Source organism: Nonomuraea sp. B208 (assembly GCF_057536035.1).
This window is the reverse complement of sequence record NZ_BAAJOU010000028.1, coordinates 201,563-217,979: the sequence shown is the minus strand read 5'-3', so window position 1 is coordinate 217,979 and position 16,417 is coordinate 201,563. Positions and strand designations below refer to the sequence as shown.

14 protein-coding genes are annotated in these 16,417 nt (G+C 70.2%); 7 read left to right on the top strand and 7 right to left on the bottom strand.

The annotated features are described in order from the left end of the window. Positions 1-28 precede the first annotated feature (28 nt). Positions 29-412: an SSI family serine proteinase inhibitor gene (locus AC27IY_RS37280; protein ID WP_364444331.1), complete on the top strand. Its 384-nt coding sequence runs from the start codon at positions 29-31 to the stop codon at positions 410-412. A gap of 49 nt (positions 413-461) precedes the next feature. Here AC27IY_RS37280 and AC27IY_RS37275 read toward each other — a convergent pair whose 3' ends face one another. Together AC27IY_RS37275 and dxs are read right to left on the bottom strand one after the other, a co-directional pair. Then, a complete protein-coding gene (locus tag AC27IY_RS37275; RefSeq protein ID WP_487180905.1) occupies positions 462-1,928 on the bottom strand; it encodes an amino acid permease in 1,467 nt (488 codons plus the stop codon). 66 nt (positions 1,929-1,994) lie between these two features. Beyond that, entirely contained in the window at positions 1,995-3,878 is a 1,884-nt protein-coding gene (dxs, locus tag AC27IY_RS37270) for a 1-deoxy-D-xylulose-5-phosphate synthase (protein ID WP_487181221.1), read from the bottom strand. Positions 3,879-4,037: 159 nt separating this feature from the next. Here dxs and AC27IY_RS37265 point away from each other — a divergent pair, with 159 nt between their 5' ends. Genes AC27IY_RS37265 through AC27IY_RS37255 form a run of 3 tightly spaced genes read left to right on the top strand, consistent with a single transcriptional unit; the run spans position 4,038 to position 6,523 of the window. After that, a complete protein-coding gene (locus AC27IY_RS37265) occupies positions 4,038-4,895 on the top strand; it encodes a neutral zinc metallopeptidase (RefSeq protein WP_344212303.1) in 858 nt (285 codons plus the stop codon). Between the two features lie 43 nt (positions 4,896-4,938). Next, entirely contained in the window at positions 4,939-5,739 is an 801-nt protein-coding gene (locus AC27IY_RS37260; protein WP_423450822.1) for a neutral zinc metallopeptidase, read from the top strand. 34 nt (positions 5,740-5,773) lie between these two features. Continuing rightward, positions 5,774-6,523 (top strand): neutral zinc metallopeptidase, encoded by a 750-nt coding sequence (locus AC27IY_RS37255; RefSeq protein WP_487180904.1) that lies wholly within the window; start codon positions 5,774-5,776, stop codon positions 6,521-6,523. Positions 6,524-6,532: 9 nt separating this feature from the next. Here AC27IY_RS37255 and AC27IY_RS37250 read toward each other — a convergent pair whose 3' ends face one another. From AC27IY_RS37250 to AC27IY_RS37235, 4 genes are all read right to left on the bottom strand, one after another. Then, complete coding sequence (locus tag AC27IY_RS37250; protein WP_364444320.1) at positions 6,533-7,738, bottom strand: ROK family transcriptional regulator; 1,206 nt, start codon at positions 7,736-7,738, stop codon at positions 6,533-6,535. Positions 7,739-7,773: 35 nt separating this feature from the next. Beyond that, positions 7,774-9,036, bottom strand: coding sequence for a sugar ABC transporter permease (locus AC27IY_RS37245; protein ID WP_423450824.1), 1,263 nt, complete (start codon positions 9,034-9,036; stop codon positions 7,774-7,776). Then, positions 9,033-9,797 (bottom strand): ATP-binding cassette domain-containing protein, encoded by a 765-nt coding sequence (locus AC27IY_RS37240; protein WP_344212312.1) that lies wholly within the window; start codon positions 9,795-9,797, stop codon positions 9,033-9,035. The genes AC27IY_RS37245 and AC27IY_RS37240 overlap by 4 nt, the downstream gene beginning before the upstream one ends. A 63-nt stretch (positions 9,798-9,860) precedes the next feature. Then, entirely contained in the window at positions 9,861-10,976 is a 1,116-nt protein-coding gene (locus AC27IY_RS37235; protein WP_344212314.1) for a sugar ABC transporter substrate-binding protein, read from the bottom strand. A 284-nt stretch (positions 10,977-11,260) separates the two neighbouring features. Here AC27IY_RS37235 and AC27IY_RS37230 point away from each other — a divergent pair, with 284 nt between their 5' ends. The 3 genes from AC27IY_RS37230 to AC27IY_RS37220 all read left to right on the top strand — a co-directional run bounded on the left by AC27IY_RS37230 (position 11,261) and on the right by AC27IY_RS37220 (position 13,396). After that, the gene (locus tag AC27IY_RS37230) at positions 11,261-12,217 is read left to right on the top strand and encodes a TIGR01777 family oxidoreductase (protein ID WP_487180903.1); all 957 of its coding nucleotides are present in this window, start codon (positions 11,261-11,263) and stop codon (positions 12,215-12,217) included. 81 nt (positions 12,218-12,298) lie between these two features. Beyond that, on the top strand, positions 12,299-12,607 hold the full coding sequence (locus AC27IY_RS37225) for a hypothetical protein (RefSeq protein ID WP_487180902.1): 309 nt from the start codon (positions 12,299-12,301) through the stop codon (positions 12,605-12,607). Between the two features lie 84 nt (positions 12,608-12,691). After that, on the top strand, positions 12,692-13,396 hold the full coding sequence (locus tag AC27IY_RS37220) for a neutral zinc metallopeptidase (RefSeq protein WP_423476707.1): 705 nt from the start codon (positions 12,692-12,694) through the stop codon (positions 13,394-13,396). A 190-nt stretch (positions 13,397-13,586) separates the two neighbouring features. On the opposite strand, the gene acnA is transcribed toward AC27IY_RS37220, so the two are convergent. After that, positions 13,587-16,322 (bottom strand): aconitate hydratase AcnA, encoded by a 2,736-nt coding sequence (gene acnA / locus AC27IY_RS37215; RefSeq protein WP_423476815.1) that lies wholly within the window; start codon positions 16,320-16,322, stop codon positions 13,587-13,589. Positions 16,323-16,417 lie beyond the last annotated feature (95 nt).

Genomic DNA, 16,417 nt, shown 5'->3' with positions numbered 1-16,417 from the left:
CGTCCCGCACGACGAACGGAGAGTAATCATGAAGCGAGCAATCGGCACGATGGCCCTGTGCGCGGCGTTCCTGGCGTGCGCGTCCCCCGCCCTCGCACAGGCGCCCCGCCCCGCCAAGGGCAAGCTCAAGATCGCCGTCGCGGTGAAGGGCTCCCCCACCAGAGGGGTCACCCTTCGCTGCAACCCCGACGGCGGCACGCACCCGCACGCCAAGGCGGCCTGCGACGTGCTGCGCAAGTACAAGGGCGACCTCAGCACGATGCACGTCCCGAAGAGCAACACCTGCGGCGCTGAGGTCCAGCCGTACGCGGTGGTCATCAAGGGCACCTGGGGCGGCAAGCCGGTGGAGTGGAGCAAGGGCTACCGCAACGCCTGCGTGATGAAGGCCGCGGGCGGGGCGCTGCTGTCCTGACCTGTGGGCGGGAGGGGCGGACTGGGCTCGGTCCGCCCCTCTTCGCGTCTCAGCGGCGGGTGCCCGCGCCCCCGGTCCTGCTGTGCCGGTAGCTGTAGCCGAAGTAGACGAGCACGCCGAGCGCCATCCAGATGACGAACCGCAGCCAGGTCTCCACCGGCAGGTTGAGCATCAGGTAGAGGCAGGCCAGCACGGACAGGATCGGCAGCAGCGGCACCAGCGGGACGCGGAAGGACCGCGGCAGGTCGGGACGGGTGCGCCGGAGCACCACCACGCCGATCGAGACCACCACGAACGCGAACAGCGTGCCGATGTTGACCAGCTCGGCCAGCTCACCGAACGAGACGAACCCGGCCAGCGCCATCGTCACCACGCCGATGACGAGCGTCAGCCTGGCGGGCGTGCCGAAGCGGGGGTGCACCCGGGCCAGCGAGCGCGGCACCAGCCCGTCGCGCGACATCGCGAACAACACCCGCGTCTGGCCCAGCAGCAGCACCAGGACGACGGTGGTGAGACCGGCCAGCGCGCCCAGGCTGATGATGGTGGCCAGCCAGTCCTGGCCGACGGAGATGAAGGCGTCGGAGAGCGGCGCCGCGGTGCTCAGCTGGGTGTAGTTCTGCATGCCGACGACCACGAGGGAGACGGCGACGTAGAGGACCGTGCAGATGGCCAGCGAGCCGAAGATGCCGCGCGGCACGTCCCGCTGCGGCGTGATGGTCTCCTCGGCGGCCGTCGCCACGACGTCGAAGCCGATGAAGGCGAAGAACACGATCGCCGCCGCCGAGAAGATGCCAAGCACCCCGAAGGCCACCGGCGTGATCCCGAACAGCACCTGGAACAGCGGCGCCTTAACGCCCTCCACGCGCGCCGTGCTCACCGCCTCGGGGATGAACGGCGTGTAGTTGGCCGCCTTGACGAAGAACAGCCCCGCCACGATCACCACCAGCACCACGGCGACCTTGGTGATCACCAGGATCAGGTTGACCCGGGACGACAGCTTGATCCCGGCCACCAGCACCGCCGTGAGGATCGCGACGATGATCACCGCCGGCAGGTTGACCACGGCGGTTTCGCCAGCGATCGCGGCCGGCAGCGGGAGGCCGATGGACTCCAGCATCGACGCGAAGTAACCCGACCAGCCGACCGCGACCACCGCCGCGGCCAGCGCCAGCTCCAGGATCAGGTCCCAGCCGATCACCCACGCGGGGAACTCGCCGAGGGTGGCGAAGGCGAAGGTGTAGGCCGACCCGGCGACCGGGATCGTGGAGGCGAACTCGGCGTAGCAGAGGGCCGCCAGGCCGCACACCACGCCCGCCACGACGAACGACAGCGCCACCGCCGGCCCCGCCGTGTCCTTGGCCACCTGACCCGTGAGCACGAAGATCCCGGTACCGATGATCACACCGATGCCGAAGACCGTGAGATCCAGCGCGGTCAGGCGCTTGCGCAGCTGATGCTCCGGATCCTCCGTGTCGCGGATCGACTGCTCGACGCTCTTCGTGCGAAAGATGTTCACGGCCGTTGATCCTTCCCACACCCCAGGCGGTCATTCCCTCGCGTGGTGCGTACGGCGGCCGGGCCCTCAGGGGCGCACGGCCTCCGCGGCGGAAGAGGTCCGCTTGGCGACGGCCTCGGTGATCCGGCGGGCGAGATCCTGGCCGGTCAGGCCGACGCGGCCGAGGATCGCCGCCCGCTTCGCGTGGTCGAGGAACTCCTGCGGGATGCCGAAGGTGCGTACGGGCACATCGACGTCCGCGTCGCGCAGCAGGCGGGCCACGGCATCGCCCACGCCCCCCACGCGGCCGTTGTCCTCGACGACGGCGACCAGCTTGTGCACGGCGGCGGCCGGCGCCAGCGCCTCGTCCAGCGGCTTGACCCAGCGCGGGTCCACGACGGTGGCCGCGATGCCCTGCGCGTCGAGCAGCCTGGCGGCGTCGAGGCAGACCTGGGCCATCGGGCCCACGCCGACCAGCAGCACGTCGGGCTCCGCCGCCGGGGTCAGCAGCACGTCCATCTCGCCGAGCTTGCCGACCGCCTCGACGGGCTCGGCCACCGGGCCCTTGGGGAAGCGCAGCACGGTGGGGCCCTCGGTGACCTCGACGGCCTCGCGCAGCAGCTCGGCCAGGCGGTCGCCGTCGCGCGGCACCGCGACGCGCAGGCCGGGCACGACCTGGAGGATGGACAGGTCCCACATGCCGTTGTGGCTGGCGCCGTCGTCGCCGGTGACGCCCGCCCGGTCGAGCACGACGGTGACCGGCAGGCGGTGCAGCGCGACGTCCATGAGGAGCTGGTCGAAGGCCCGGTTGAGGAACGTGGCGTAGACGGCCACGACCGGGTGCAGGCCGCCGAGGGCGAGCCCGGCGGCGCTGGTCAGCGCGTGCTGCTCGGCGATGCCGACGTCGTAGATGCGCTCGGGGAAGTGCTCGGCGAAGGCGTTGAGCCCGGTCGGGTGGAGCATCGCGGCGGTGATGGCGACGAGGTCCTCGCGCTCTTTGCCGAGCCGGACCAGCTCCTCGCTGAAGACGTTGGTCCAGATGCGGCCCTTGGGCTTCTCCGCGCCGGTGGCCCGGTCGAAGGCGCCCGGGGAGTGGAACTGGTCCTCGTCGTGGTTCTCGGCGGGGCTGTAGCCGCGGCCCTTCTGGGTGAGCGCGTGCACGATGACCGGCCCGCGGAAGCCGCGCGCCTTGCGCAGGGCCGCCTCCATGGCCTGCTCGTCGTGGCCGTCGATGGGGCCGACGTATTTGAGCCCGAGGTCCTCGAACATGGCCTGCGGCGCGAGGACGTCCTTGACGCCCTTCTTCACGCCGTGCAGGGCGTCGTAGAGCACGGGAACGTTCCCGATCTTGTCCTTGACGTAGCCGAGGAAGTCCTCGTAGCGGCGGTTGACCCGCAGCGAGGACAGGTGGGAGGCGAGGCCGCCGATCGTCGGGGAGTAGGAGCGGCCGTTGTCGTTGACCACGATGACGACCGGCAGGTCCTTGACGGCGGCGATGTTGTTGAGCGCCTCCCAGGCCATGCCGCCGGTCAGCGCGCCGTCGCCGATCACCGCGACCGCCGTGCGGTCGCGCTCGCCGCGCAGCTTGAACGCCTTGGCCAGGCCGTCGGCGTAGGACAGCGCGGTGGAGGCGTGGGAGTTCTCGACGAAGTCGTGCTCGGACTCGGCCTGGCTCGGATAGCCGGACAGGCCGCCCTCCTGCTTGAGCGCGTCGAAGCCGGCGGCCCTGCCGGTGAGCACCTTGTGCACGTAGGACTGGTGGCCGGTGTCCCAGATGATGGGGTCGCGCGGGGAGTCGAACACGCGGTGCAGCGCGATGGTGAGCTCCACCACGCCGAGGTTGGGGCCGAGGTGGCCGCCGAACCGGGCGCACGAGTCGACCAGCAGGTCACGGATCTCCCCCGCGAGCCGCGGCAGCTCCTCGGCGGCGAGCCGTTTGACGTCTTGCGGTCCTGCGATCGAACCCAGCAACCCGCTCACGGATTCGACTCCCCTCTGCTTTTGTCAGCCGACGCCCTGAGTCTAGTTCGCCGAGGCCTCACTGACTCCATCGAGTCAATTCCACCCACATATGTCCGATCTTGACCTAGTCTTTCGGTACCTATGAACTCCGCACAAACTGGCAAGATCGTGGCGATCGTTGCTGCCCTGCTGGCGCTGGTGCTCGCCGCGGCCGGTCTGGTGTTCGTACTCGCCGACTCCGCCACGACCTCGGCCAGGCCCGTGAACGAGGCGCAGCAGATCGTCTCCCCTCCCGTCAACGGCGCCGAGACCAAGAAGGTGCCGCTGCCCGGCAGGCGCCTCGCCACGGACAGCCCGCTCTACCGGACCGGCCGGCTGACGGACGTGAACTGCTCGCCGGGAGAGCTGCCCGCGGGCAGCATGACGGCCTACCGGCGCTTCCTGCTGCGGGTGACGGCGTGCCTGAACAAGGCGTGGGCCGCCCAGTTCGCCAAGGCGGACATGCCCTTCAGCAAGCCGAAGCTGCGCATCATCACCGGCAAGGTGCGCACGCCCTGCGGGGCCTGGAACGCCGGCGCGGACGGGGTCTACTGCTCCACCGACCGCACCATGTACCTGATGATCAGCCGCGACCAGCTCCGCAACCCGTTCCCGCTCGGCATCACCCGGCTGATCGCCCACGAGTACGGCCACCACGTGCAGCAGATCTCCGGCATCTGGAGCTACTACTGGACGGCGCGGTCGAGCGCGGGCAAGGCCGGCCGGCTGCTGCTGTCGCGCCGGTCCGAGCTCCAGGCCGAGTGCTTCTCGGCGATCTTCATGAGCACGATGAAGGGCACCTCGCTGGTGACGGACGCGGACTGGTCGTACACCGTGGACTGGTTCCGCAAGAACGGCGCGAAGGGCTGGCCGCAGAACGACCACGGCAAGGGGCCGACACAGGCCGCGTGGATGACCAGGGGCTTCAACCGGGGCACCCCCGCCGCCTGCAACACCTGGGCCTCGGCGGCCCGCAACGTCACCTGATCGTTCTTTACCTGGGGCTCCCTCTTCACTAGGGTGCCGTCCCATGCGTATCCCTCGATCGGCGCTCCTGGCGGGCGTCCTGACCAGCGTGCTGTTAGGCGGCACGGCTCACGCGGAGGCCGCTCCGGCGTTCAAGCCGGCGCTGACCGCCAACCCGGTCTACAAGACCGGTGAGCTCGACCTCGGGACGTGCAAGGAGGAGCAGGCCGCGCCCGGCGACCTGCAGGACGTCAAGAAATACCTCACCGGCGTACTCGGCTGCCTCAACGAGGCCTGGGCGCCGAAGATCAGGAAGGCCGGCTTCACGTTCAGCAAGCCGTCGTTCCAGGTCATCACGAAGGTGGGCGCGAAAACGGGCTGCGGCGCCTTCCCCGAGGGCGCGCAGGCCCTCTACTGCACGCGCAACAACAAGATCACTTATCTGGTCTCCCCGGGCTTCCTGCGCCAGCCGGACAACCTGGTGCTCATGGCGGTGCTCGCGCACGAGTACGGCCACCACGTCCAGCAGCTCACCGGCATGCTCGACGCCGGCACGGAGTACACCGGCAAGAACACCCGGCGCGTCCTCGACGAGAGCCGCCGCTACGAGCTGCAGGCCGAGTGCCTGGGCGCGGCGTTCATCGGCGACGTGTGGCACTCGCTCGACCGCTCCCACGACGACTGGTACTACCTCGTCAGGAACAACGGCAGCGGCTCCTTCCTGTCGGTCTTCGGGCTGAAGGCGCCCGGCGAGGAGACCCACGGCGGCGGCGCCAACGTCGGCTACTGGCTGGAGCGCGGCTTCGCCAACGAGTCGGCGAGCGCCTGCAACACGTGGAAGGCCCCTAAGTCCAAGGTGTCCTAACAAAAAGGGACATATTGATCTATGATCCGCCATCGTGCGCACTGTTCTCGTGCCGGTGGCGGTGTTCATCACCGTGTCCGTGGTCGCGGGTGAGCCCGCGTCGGCCGCGCCGCGCACCGGGCAGGAGTCGCTGTCCCACGTCATGGGCGGAGACCTGCCACGCATGAGATGCGCGGTGCCCGCGATCAAGGCGGGGTCGGCGGGCTCGCTGCGCGCCTTCCACCGGGCCATGGCGGCGTGCGCGGACCGCTTCTGGGCGGAGCGGTTCGCGGCGGCCGGGCTGCCGTACAGCTCGCCCGAGGTGACGATCACCTCCGGCGCGGACTCGGTCTGCGGGCGCGTCTCGGGCGCGGGCGCGCACTACTGCCCGGAGCAGCGGGCGATCGTCATCCGCATCACCCGGCACGACCTGCGCGACCCGTTCAGGATGAACGTCGCCCACTCGGTCGCCCACGAGTGGGGCCACCACGTCCAGCAGCTCACCGGGGTGCTGAAGGCGCACGAGGCGCTGTACCTGCCGGCCTCGGAGCGGGCCCGCACGGTGCTGAGCCACCGGCTGGAGATGCAGGCCGAGTGCTACGCCGGCGTCTTCTACAGCGCCGCGCTGAAGTCGATCGGGCCGGGCATCGCGTGGGACGACTGGCTCGACGCGGTACGGCAGGCGGAGGAGAGCGAGGTGCACGGCAAGCCGCGCAACCTGGCGTTCTGGCAGGACCGCGGCTACAAGGGCGGGGCCACCGGCTTCTGCAACACCTGGACGGCGGCGCGGGCGAAAGTGGGCTGACCCGGCCGGCTAGCCGTTCGCGCGGGCCAGGACCTCCAGGGGGTCGGCGAGCACGTGCGCGAAGGCCAGCTCCGCCGCGCCGACCAGGGTGGCGGAGTCGCCGAGCGCGGAGGTGCGCAGCCGCACCTGCTCGCGCTGCGCGGCCATGGCGTGCAGGGTGAGCTGCGTGCGCACCTGCGCGGCCGAGCCGAGATAGACCTCACGCAGCATGCCGCCGAAGATCACCATCTCGGGGTTGAAGATGTTGACGAGGTTGGCGACGCCGAGGCCGAGCCATTCGCCGGTGCGGCTCAGCGCCTCCTGGGCGACGATGTCGCCGCGGTCGGCCGCCTCGACCACGGCCCGGACCGCATCGCGGCCCTGCTGCCCGGCGCCGAAGCGGCCGGCCGCCTCCAGCAGGGCGCGCTCCCCCACCTCGGCCTCCAGGCAGCCGTGCGAGCCGCAGCCGCAGGCCCGGCCGCCCGGGTTGACGACCATGTGGCCGACCTCGCCGCCGTAGCCGTCGTGGCCGCCGAGCAACTGGCCGCCGGCGATGATGCCGCCGCCGATGCCCACGTCGCCGTGCAGGTAGATGAGGTCCCTGACGGCGACGCCGACGCCGCGGCTGTGCTCGGCGAGCGCGGCCAGGTTGGCGTCGTTGCCGACGCTGACCGGCAGGCCCAGGCCGAGCTTGCGGCCCAGCTCCTCGCCGAACGGCACCTCCTCCGCCTTGAGGTTGGGGCCGAAGGTGACCACGCCGTCGGCCTTGCGCACGCCGCCGGACACGGCCGCCGCCGCGCCCACGCAGACGGTGTCGGCCCTGGTCTTGCGGCGCATCTGCCGGGCGAAGCCGGCGAGCGCGCCGGTCAGCTCGTCCAGCTCGAACACCTCACGGCGGCGTACGGCCTCGCGCCGGTCGAGTATGACCCCGCCCAGCCCCACGCGCGCGACCGCGAGCCGGTCGGGCCCCACGTCGAAGGCGAACACGTAGACCCGCGACGACTCCGGCCGGACCACCAGCGAGGGGCGGCCGGCCCGGCCGGTCTCGCGGGGCAGCTCCTCGCGTACGAGCCCCGCAGCCGTGAGGTCGGAGGTCAGCGCCATGATCGTGCTGCGGTTGAGCCCCATCTTGGCGGTGAGCTCGGCACGCGAGGTCGGCCCGCCCAGGTGGACGTGGCGAAGGAGCGCGCCGAGGTTGTGGCGCCTGATGTCCTCCTGCGAGGGGCCGGCACGCATGATCTGGGGTTCCTTGAGAGGCTGCGGGTCGCTGATCACCTTAGACCAGCGGCAGCCGCCCGCCTGCGCGCCAGGGCGTCGACGCCCGCGGCGAGGAGCAGCACGCACCCGGTGACCAGATACTTGACGCTGGCCCCGTAGCCCATGAGGCCCATGCCGTTCTCGATGACGGCCACCACGGCGCCGCCGAGCACGGCGTCGAGCACCCGGCCCTTGCCGCCGAACAGGCTCGTGCCGCCGATGACCGCAGCGCCGACCGCGTACAGCAGGACCGAGCTGCCGCCCGTGTTGGGGTCGACGGAGCTGGCGCGGGAGGCGGCCACGATGCCGCCGACGGCGGCCATCGCCGAGCAGATCACGAACGCGCTGATCTTGAGCCGGTCGACCGGGATGCCGGCCCGGCGGGCGGCCTCGGTGTTGCCGCCGACCGCGTACAGGTGGCGGCCGAACGACGTGCGGCGCAGGATGACCGTCCACACGACCAGCAGCACGAGGATGATCGGCACCACGATCGGCACGCCGGTGAGCGAGACCAGCGCCGGGTTGCGGCTGCGCTCCAGGTTGAGCACGAACACCGCGGCGCCGGCCAGCACCGCCAGCGCCCCCACGCGGAAGGCGATGAGCGACAGCGGGTCGGCGGTGAGGCCGCGCTTGGTGCGCCGGGCGGCCCGGACGAGCTGGATGGCCGCGAAGGCGCCCACGCAGACGGCGTAGAGCGCCCAGCCGAGCCACGGCTCCAGGTTCTTGTTCGCGATGGCGAGGATCACCGGGTCGCGGACCGAGATGTTCGTGCCCTCCTTGACCAGCACCAGGACCAGGCCCTGGAAGGCGAGGAAGGCTGCCAGCGTCACCACGAACGACGGGATGCCGACCTTGGCCACCAGCGCGCCGAGCACGACGCCGATGACGACGCCGGTGAGGATGGCGGCCAGCGCGCACACGTACCAGGGCAGGCCCAGGCTGGCGAGGGTGACGGCGAGCACGGCCGCGCAGACACCGCTCGCGTACCCGGCGGACAGGTCGATCTCGCCGAGCAGCAGCACGAACACCAGGCCCATCGCGATGAGCGTGATCGCGGCGCCCTGGGTGAAGAGGTTGGCGAAGTTGATCGCGGTGACGAACGAGGGGCGGGCGATCGCGAACACCGCGCAGAGCACCACCAGGCCGAGGACGGCGGGCAGTGACCCCATGTCGCCGCCGCGCACCCGCTGGACGTACGCGCGGAAGCTGTTGCCGATGGACGGGGCCTGCGTCGCGGCGACGATGGCCTCGCCGGGCAGTTCCTTGACCTTGCTCATGGGGTGACCCCGTTCTTGAGACCGAGTTCCCCGCTGCGGCCGGCGGTGATCAGTTCGACGACCTGCGCGTGCGTCACGTCGGAGGTCTTGACCTGGGCGGCCATCCTGCCGAGGTAGAGCGCCGCGATCCGGTCGGAGACGGCGAACACGTCGTTCATGTTGTGCGAGATGAGGACGACGGCGAGGCCGGTGTCGGCCAGCCTGCGGACCAGTTCGAGCACCTGCGCGGTCTGGGCCACGCCCAGGGCGGCGGTGGGCTCGTCGAGGATGACGACCTTGCTGTTCCACAGCACGGCCTTGGCGATGGCGACGGTCTGCCGCTGCCCGCCGGACAGGCTGGAGACCTGCTGCCTGATGGACTTCACGGTGCGCACCGACAGGCTGCTGAGGGTCTTCTCGGCGAGCTCCTCCATGGAGTCCTCGTCGAGCAGGAGCCCGCTCTTGCGCTCCCGGCCGAGGAACATGTTCTGGACGATGTCCAGGTTGTCGCACAGGGCCAGGTCCTGGTAGACGATCTCGATGCCCAGCTCGCCGGCGTCGCGCGGGGTGTGGATCTGCACCGGCTTGCCGTCGAAGGAGATCGTGCCGCCGTCGATCGGATAGATGCCGCCGATGCACTTGACCAGGGTGGACTTGCCCGCCCCGTTGTCGCCGACCAGTGCGGTGACCTCGCCGGGGTAGGCGGAGAACTCGACGTTGTGCAGGACTTTGACCGGACCGAAGCTCTTGTCGATCCCGCGCACTTCAAGGAGGGGGGTCATGGGGCTCCCTAGAGGGGAGGGTACGGCCCCGCGCCGGTGACGCGGGCCGTACCCCTCTCGGTTCTACTGAATTCCGGCCTCGGTGCACTTCGCGGCGAAGTCACCGGTGCACAGTTCCTCCTTGGTCACGTAACCGTCGGCCACCACGTCCTTGACGTTGTCGAGGTAGATGGCCTGCGGCTCCATGAGCTCGGCGGGGACGTCCTGCCCGCTCTCCGGGTCCTTGACGCTGGAGCTCGCCGTGGGCTTCTCGCCCTTGGCCAGCGCCACCGCCAGCTTGGCCCCGGCGTCGGCCTCCTTCTTGACCGCCTTGTAGACGGTCATGCACTGGTCGCCGGCGAGGATGTTCTGCAGGCCCTGGACGGTCGCGTCCTGGCCGGTGACCGGGACCTTCCCGTTGAGGCCGTTCTTCTTGAGGATGGTGATGGCGGCGTTGCCGAGACCGTCGTTGGCGGCCAGGACGCCGGCGATCTTCGGCTGCTCGGTCAGCATCTGCTCGAAGAGCGTGCCGGCCTTGGTGTTGTCCCACTCGGGCACCGACTCCTCGGGGCCCTTGACGTAGTCGCCGGAGTCGAACTTCGGCTTGAGCACACCGTCGTAGCCCTGCTTGAACAGCGTGGCGTTGTTGTCGGTGGGAGAGCCGTTGAGGTAGGCGACGATCGGCTTGTCCGCCTTCTTGTCCGTCAGGCACTTCGACAGGCCCTCACCCTGGAGGGTGCCGACCTTGGTGTTGTCGAAGCTGACGTAGTAGGCGGCGCCGCCGCCGAGCGTGAGCCGGTCGTAGTCGATCACGGCGACGCCCTGCGACTTGGCCTTCTCGATGACGGCCTTGCCGCTGCCGCTGTCCAGGTTGACGATCATGAGAACGGTGGCGCCGTTCGTGATCATCTGGTCGGCGATGGTCTGGAACGCCGTCTTGTCGTTCTGGGCGTTCTGGATGTCGTACTCGACGCCGGCGGCCTTGAACGCCTCTTCGAGGTACTTGCGGTCCGCCGTCTCCCACCGGGCCGAGGACTTGCTGTCCGGCAGGATGACGCCGATCTTGCCGGCCTTGGCCGCCGCCGTGGCCGACTCGGAGGTGGTCGACGTGCTGGTCTGACCGCCGTCGCCCCCGCAGGCGGTGAGACCGAGGGCGAGCGCGGCTGCCGCGGCGGTCAGGCTGAGGATCCCCTTGCGCATGGTGCAGGGTCCTTTCTTCCGGAGGGGCCCGGATGAATGTTGTTTGCGGCAACGTATTCCGGGACGGCCTGCTTTGGAAGGGGGTCCGGGCCGGGAGTTTGTTGTTTCCGGTAACAATCCAGAAACGCAGCCTCAACCTCCCGGACTCCTGGGCGTCGAGGCCGGCAGATCTGGGAGCCCGGTGTGTCATGGGCCTGATGGTTCTCCTGTGGCGGCATGAGCCGCTTTTGAACGTGTTCAGCCAGCCGCGCTAGGCTTGCCCTACTCACCTTGGGGGAAGCCGGATGAAGATCGTGATACCTGGGGGGACCGGGCAGGTAGGCACCATCCTGAGTCGCGCACTGACCGCTGCGGGCCATGACGTCGTGATCCTGACCAGGCGGCCGGTGCACGATCGCGACGTCCGCTGGGATGCCGAGACACTCGGCCCATGGGCGAAGGAGATCGACGGCAGCGACGTAGTGATCAACCTGGCCGGACGCAGCGTCAACTGTCGCTACACGCCTGACAATCTGCGGGCCATGATGGATTCGCGGGTGCATTCCACCCGGGTGGTGGGCGAGGCTGTCGCGGCCGCCGTACGGCCTCCCAAGGTCTGGCTCCAGATGAGCACTGCCACCGTTTACGCCCACCGCTTCGACGCCCCCAACGACGAGGTGACCGGCGTGCTGGGCGGCGCCGAACCGGGCGTGCCGGGCTACTGGGCCTACAGCGTTGAGATCGCGAAAGCGTGGGAGCGGGCGCAGGAACAAGCCGAGACCCCCCACACGCGCAAGGTCAGCATGCGCGCTGCCATGGTGATGAGCCCCGACCGTGGCGGCGTCTTCGAGGTCTTGCTGCGGCTCGTGCGCCTTGGACTTGGCGGCCCGGTCGCCGGCGGTGCGCAATACGTGTCCTGGATCCATGACCGCGACTTCGTCCGCGCCGTCGAGTTCCTGGCCGACCGGGACGACCTCGCCGGACCGGTGAACCTCGCCGCTCCTGTCCCATTACCGCAACGCACGTTCATGCGCGTGCTGCGCGCCGCGTGGGGTGTTCCGGTGGGCCTGCCCGCAACGAAGTGGATGGCCGAGCTCGGCGCGTTCGCGCTGCGCTCGGATACCGAACTCCTGTTGAAAAGTCGCCGCGTCGTCCCCGGCCGCCTGCTCGAAGCGGGCTTCACGTTCGACTACCCGCAATGGCCGGAGGCCGCCGACGACCTCGTGCGACGCCTGCGCGGCGGGCCTGGATCCACCGTGTGAGCCTCAGGGCACCGGGCTTGTCCTGGTCGTGATCCAGATAGGGCATGCTGGGGCGCCGGTCGACACGATCAGGAGGCAGCAGTGGGGTGGCGTTTCGCCGTCTTGGTCGGCATGGGTCTGGTCATGGTCGCGACGGTTCCGGCAGCAGCGCCGGTCGGGGTGTCCTGCCTGATGTCGACCTCGTACACGGACAGGCTGGTTGATGCCTGGATCGCCGAAGCCGCGCCGGCGCCGGTGCACCGGCCCACCCCTACGATCACGCCGACGCTCTCTCCCTACATGGACGTGAAAGCGGGGGAAGGGCCTCCTCCCATAGGGGAGGAGCGCGTCACGACTGGAGAGTTGGCGCGTTACCTGGTGGGGCTGAAGGGGTGCGACAGCGTCATGTGATCGCCGGGCCGTTCGTCGTTGCCGTGGACCGGCTGACGTCCCGTTGCCAGTGCGTCGCACGCGCGTCTGGCTATGCTGCCGGTCGTGTTCGCTCTTCCGATCGCGCTCGCCCTCACCGCGACCCTGACGGCCGCGCCCGCGTTCCCCGCGAAGGCGGGCCGGCTCCCGGCCGTGTCCTGTCCCGAGCCGGCGCTCAGCACGGGCGGGATCCCGCGTGCCAGGGAGTACCTGAGGACGGTCGTGGGCTGCCTGGACGCCTCGTGGCGGGCGTACTTCGCGAAGGCGGGGCGGACGTTCGCGAGGCCCGTGGTGCGGTACTTCGACGAGCCCGCCGACCGGATCTGCGGCGGGGACTGGCCGGCGCAGGCGGCGGCGTTCTACTGCGTGGAGCGGCGCACGCTCGTCTTCCCGCTCACCGGGCCCTGGATCGAGAACCGTACGGACCTCTATCCGCTCAAGGTCGCCGCCCACGAGTACGGCCACCACGTGCAGCGCCTCATGGGCGTCGGCCTCCCCAGGACGCGTGAGAGCGCGGCGCGGCGCCGCTACGAGTTGCAGGCCGACTGCCTCGCGGGAGTGTTCCTGGGCAGCGTGCAGGGCTCGCTGGGGCGCTCCGGGCAGGACTGGGCCGCCCTGGTGGAGACCATCAGGGCGAGCGGCGACGACTTCGACGGCGTCCGCAGCCACGGCAAGGGCGTCAACCGGGCCCGCTGGCTGGAGCGCGGCCGCCAGTCGCTCTCCCCCGCCGTTTGCGACACCTGGTCCGCGCCGGCCGGGCGCGTCGCGTAAGCGGGGAACGGCTAAGGGGGAACGGCGAAGGGGGAACGGCGAAGGGGGGAACGGCGAAGGCCGCCCGGCGGAGGGTGTTCCGCCGGACGGCCTCGTCGGTTCGGGTGGTTCCCCCGATGCGGGGCGCGTGAGGATCACGCCCCAACCCCCGGCCCCCGCCCGGCTCATGACCGGGCGGCGACCAGGAAGATCACTTGGCCAGCAGCGAGCGCAGGACGTACTGCATGATGCCACCGTGCCGGTAGTAGTCGGCCTCGCCCGGCGTGTCGATGCGGACGACCGCGTCGAACTCGACGTCGCCGGCCCTGACGTGCACGGTCTGCGGGATGCCGCCCTTGTTGAGCTCCTCGACGCCGGTGATGTCGAACGTCTCCTCGCCGGTCAGGCCCAGCGACGCCGCCGTGGCGCCCTCCGGGAACTGCAGCGGCAGCACGCCCATGCCGATGAGGTTGGAGCGGTGGATGCGCTCGTAGGACTCGGCGATGACCGCGCGGACGCCCAGCAGCGCCGTGCCCTTGGCCGCCCAGTCGCGCGAGGAGCCGGAGCCGTATTCCTTGCCGGCCAGCACCACCAGCGGCGTGCCCGCGGCGGCGTAGTTGACCGAGGCGTCGTAGATGAACGACACCGGGCCGTCGGGCTGGGTGAAGTCGCGGGTGTAGCCGCCCTCGGTGCCCGGCGCGATCTGGTTGCGCAGGCGGATGTTGGCGAACGTGCCGCGGATCATCACCTCGTGGTTGCCGCGCCGCGAGCCGTAGGAGTTGAAGTCCTTGACCTCGACCCCGTTGGCCTGCAGGTATTGCGCGGCCGGGGTGCCGACCTTGATCGAGCCGGCCGGCGAGATGTGGTCGGTGGTGACCGAGTCGCCGACCTTGACCAGGACGCGGGCGCCGCTGATGTCCGTCACGGGCTCCGGCTTCTCCGGCATGCCGTCGAAGTAGGGGGCCTTGCGGACGTAGGTGGAGTCGGGGTCCCACTCGAAGGTGTCGCCGGTCGGGATCGGCAGCGAGCGCCAGTGGTCGTCGCCCTTGAAGACGTCGGCGTAGTCGCGCTCGAACATCTCGCGGCCGATCGAGGAGTGGACGACCTCGGCGACCTCCTCCGGGGAGGGCCAGATGTCGCGCAGGTAGACCGGCTGCCCGTCGCTGCCGACGCCGAGCGGCTCGGTGTCGAGGTCGAGGTCCATGGTGCCGGCCAGCGCGTACGCCACCACGAGCGGCGGCGAGGCCAGGTAGTTCATCTTGACGTCGGGGTTGATCCGGCCCTCGAAGTTGCGGTTGCCGGACAGCACGGCGGTGACCGCGAGGTCGTTGGCCTGGATGGCCTCGGAGATCTCCGGCAGCAGCGGCCCCGAGTTGCCGATGCAGGTGGTGCAGCCGTAGCCGACCAGGTTGAAGCCGATCTTGTCGAGGTAGGGCTGGAGGCCCGAGCGCTCGAAGTAGCCGGTGACGACCTGGGAGCCCGGCGCGAGCGAGGTCTTGACCCACGGCTTGCGGGTGAGGCCCTTGTCGACGGCGTTGCGGGCGAGCAGGGCCGCGCCGAGCATGACGTACGGGTTGGAGGTGTTGGTGCACGAGGTGATCGCGGCGATCGAGACGATGCCGTGGTCGATCTCGAACGACGTGCCGTCGGCCAGCGTGACGGGCACCGGCTTGTGCGGCCGGCCGCCGTTGGCGGTGGCGTTGGAGGCGGGCGCGTCGGAGGCCGGGAAGCTCTCCTCGACGGCCTCGTCCACGCCGTCGCTCACGTAGTTCTCGACGTCGCGGCGCCAGGCGTGCTTCGCGTCGGACAGCGCGATGCGGTCCTGCGGGCGCTTGGGGCCGGCGATGGACGGGACGACCGTGCCGAGGTCGAGCTCGATGTATTCGGAGAACACCGGCTCGGGCGCCGACGGGTCGAGCCACAGGCCCTGGGCCTTGGCGTAGGTCTCGACGAGGGCGATCTGCTCCTCGGTGCGGCCGGTCAGGCGCAGGTAGTCGACGGTCTGGCCGTCGATCGGGAAGATCGCGCAGGTGGAGCCGAACTCGGGGCTCATGTTGCCGATGGTGGCCCGGTCGGCCAGCGGCACCGAGGAGACGCCCTCGCCGTAGAACTCCACGAACTTGCCGACCACGCCGTGCTTGCGCAGCATCTCGGTGATGGTCAGCACCAGGTCGGTGGCGGTGGCGCCGGCGGGCAGCTTGCCGTTGAGCTTGAAGCCGACCACGCGCGGGATGAGCATGGAGATCGGCTGGCCGAGCATCGCGGCCTCGGCCTCGATGCCGCCGACGCCCCAGCCGAGCACGCCGATGCCGTTCTCCATCGTGGTGTGGGAGTCGGTGCCGACGCAGGTGTCGGGGTAGGCCTTGCCGTCGCGGATCATGACGACCCTGGCCAGGTGCTCGATGTTGACCTGGTGGACGATGCCGGTGCCGGGCGGGACGACCTTGAACTCGTCGAAGGCGGTCTGGCCCCAGCGCAGGAACTGGTAGCGCTCGCGGTTGCGCTCGTACTCGCGCTCGACGTTGCGCTGGAAGGCGTCGGGGTGGCCGAAGTAGTCGACGATCACGGAGTGGTCGATGACCATCTCGGCCGGGGCGAGCGGGTTGATGCGGGCCGGGTCGCCGCCGAGGTCGCGGACGGCCTCGCGCATGGTGGCGAGGTCGACGACGCAGGGCACGCCGGTGAAGTCCTGCATGATGACGCGCGCCGGGGTGAACTGGATCTCGACACTGGGCGCGGCGTTGGGGTCCCAGGAGCCCAGCGCGCGGATGTGGTCGGCGGTGATGTTCGCGCCGTCCTCCGTGCGCAGGAGGTTCTCCAGGAGGATCTTCAGGCTGTACGGGAGGCGTGCGGCGCCCTCGACGGCATCCAGCCGGAAAATCTCATATGACGCGTCGCCGACGCGCAGCGTGTCACGGGCGCCGAAGCTGTTCGCGGACACGGTGATTCGCCTCCTCATCAGACCGGTGTTCACTCAAATCCTGCCGCACAGCCGGAACCACTCGTACGTTAGGTACGCCTAACTCCACGGCCGGAGGCGGA

Bases quoted from the DNA above. Each gene is read 5' to 3' on its own strand.
- AC27IY_RS37280 (WP_364444331.1), top strand. From the start codon at position 29: ATGAAGCGAGCAATCGGCACGATGGCCCTGTGCGCGGCGTTCCTGGCG.
- AC27IY_RS37260 (WP_423450822.1), top strand. From the start codon at position 4,939: ATGCGTATCCCTCGATCGGCGCTCCTGGCGGGCGTCCTGACCAGCGTG.
- AC27IY_RS37250 (WP_364444320.1), bottom strand. From the start codon at position 7,738: ATGCGTGCCGGCCCCTCGCAGGAGGACATCAGGCGCCACAACCTCGGC.
- AC27IY_RS37245 (WP_423450824.1), bottom strand. From the start codon at position 9,036: ATGAGCAAGGTCAAGGAACTGCCCGGCGAGGCCATCGTCGCCGCGACG.
- AC27IY_RS37240 (WP_344212312.1), bottom strand. From the start codon at position 9,797: ATGACCCCCCTCCTTGAAGTGCGCGGGATCGACAAGAGCTTCGGTCCG.
- AC27IY_RS37235 (WP_344212314.1), bottom strand. From the start codon at position 10,976: ATGCGCAAGGGGATCCTCAGCCTGACCGCCGCGGCAGCCGCGCTCGCC.
- AC27IY_RS37230 (WP_487180903.1), top strand. From the start codon at position 11,261: ATGAAGATCGTGATACCTGGGGGGACCGGGCAGGTAGGCACCATCCTG.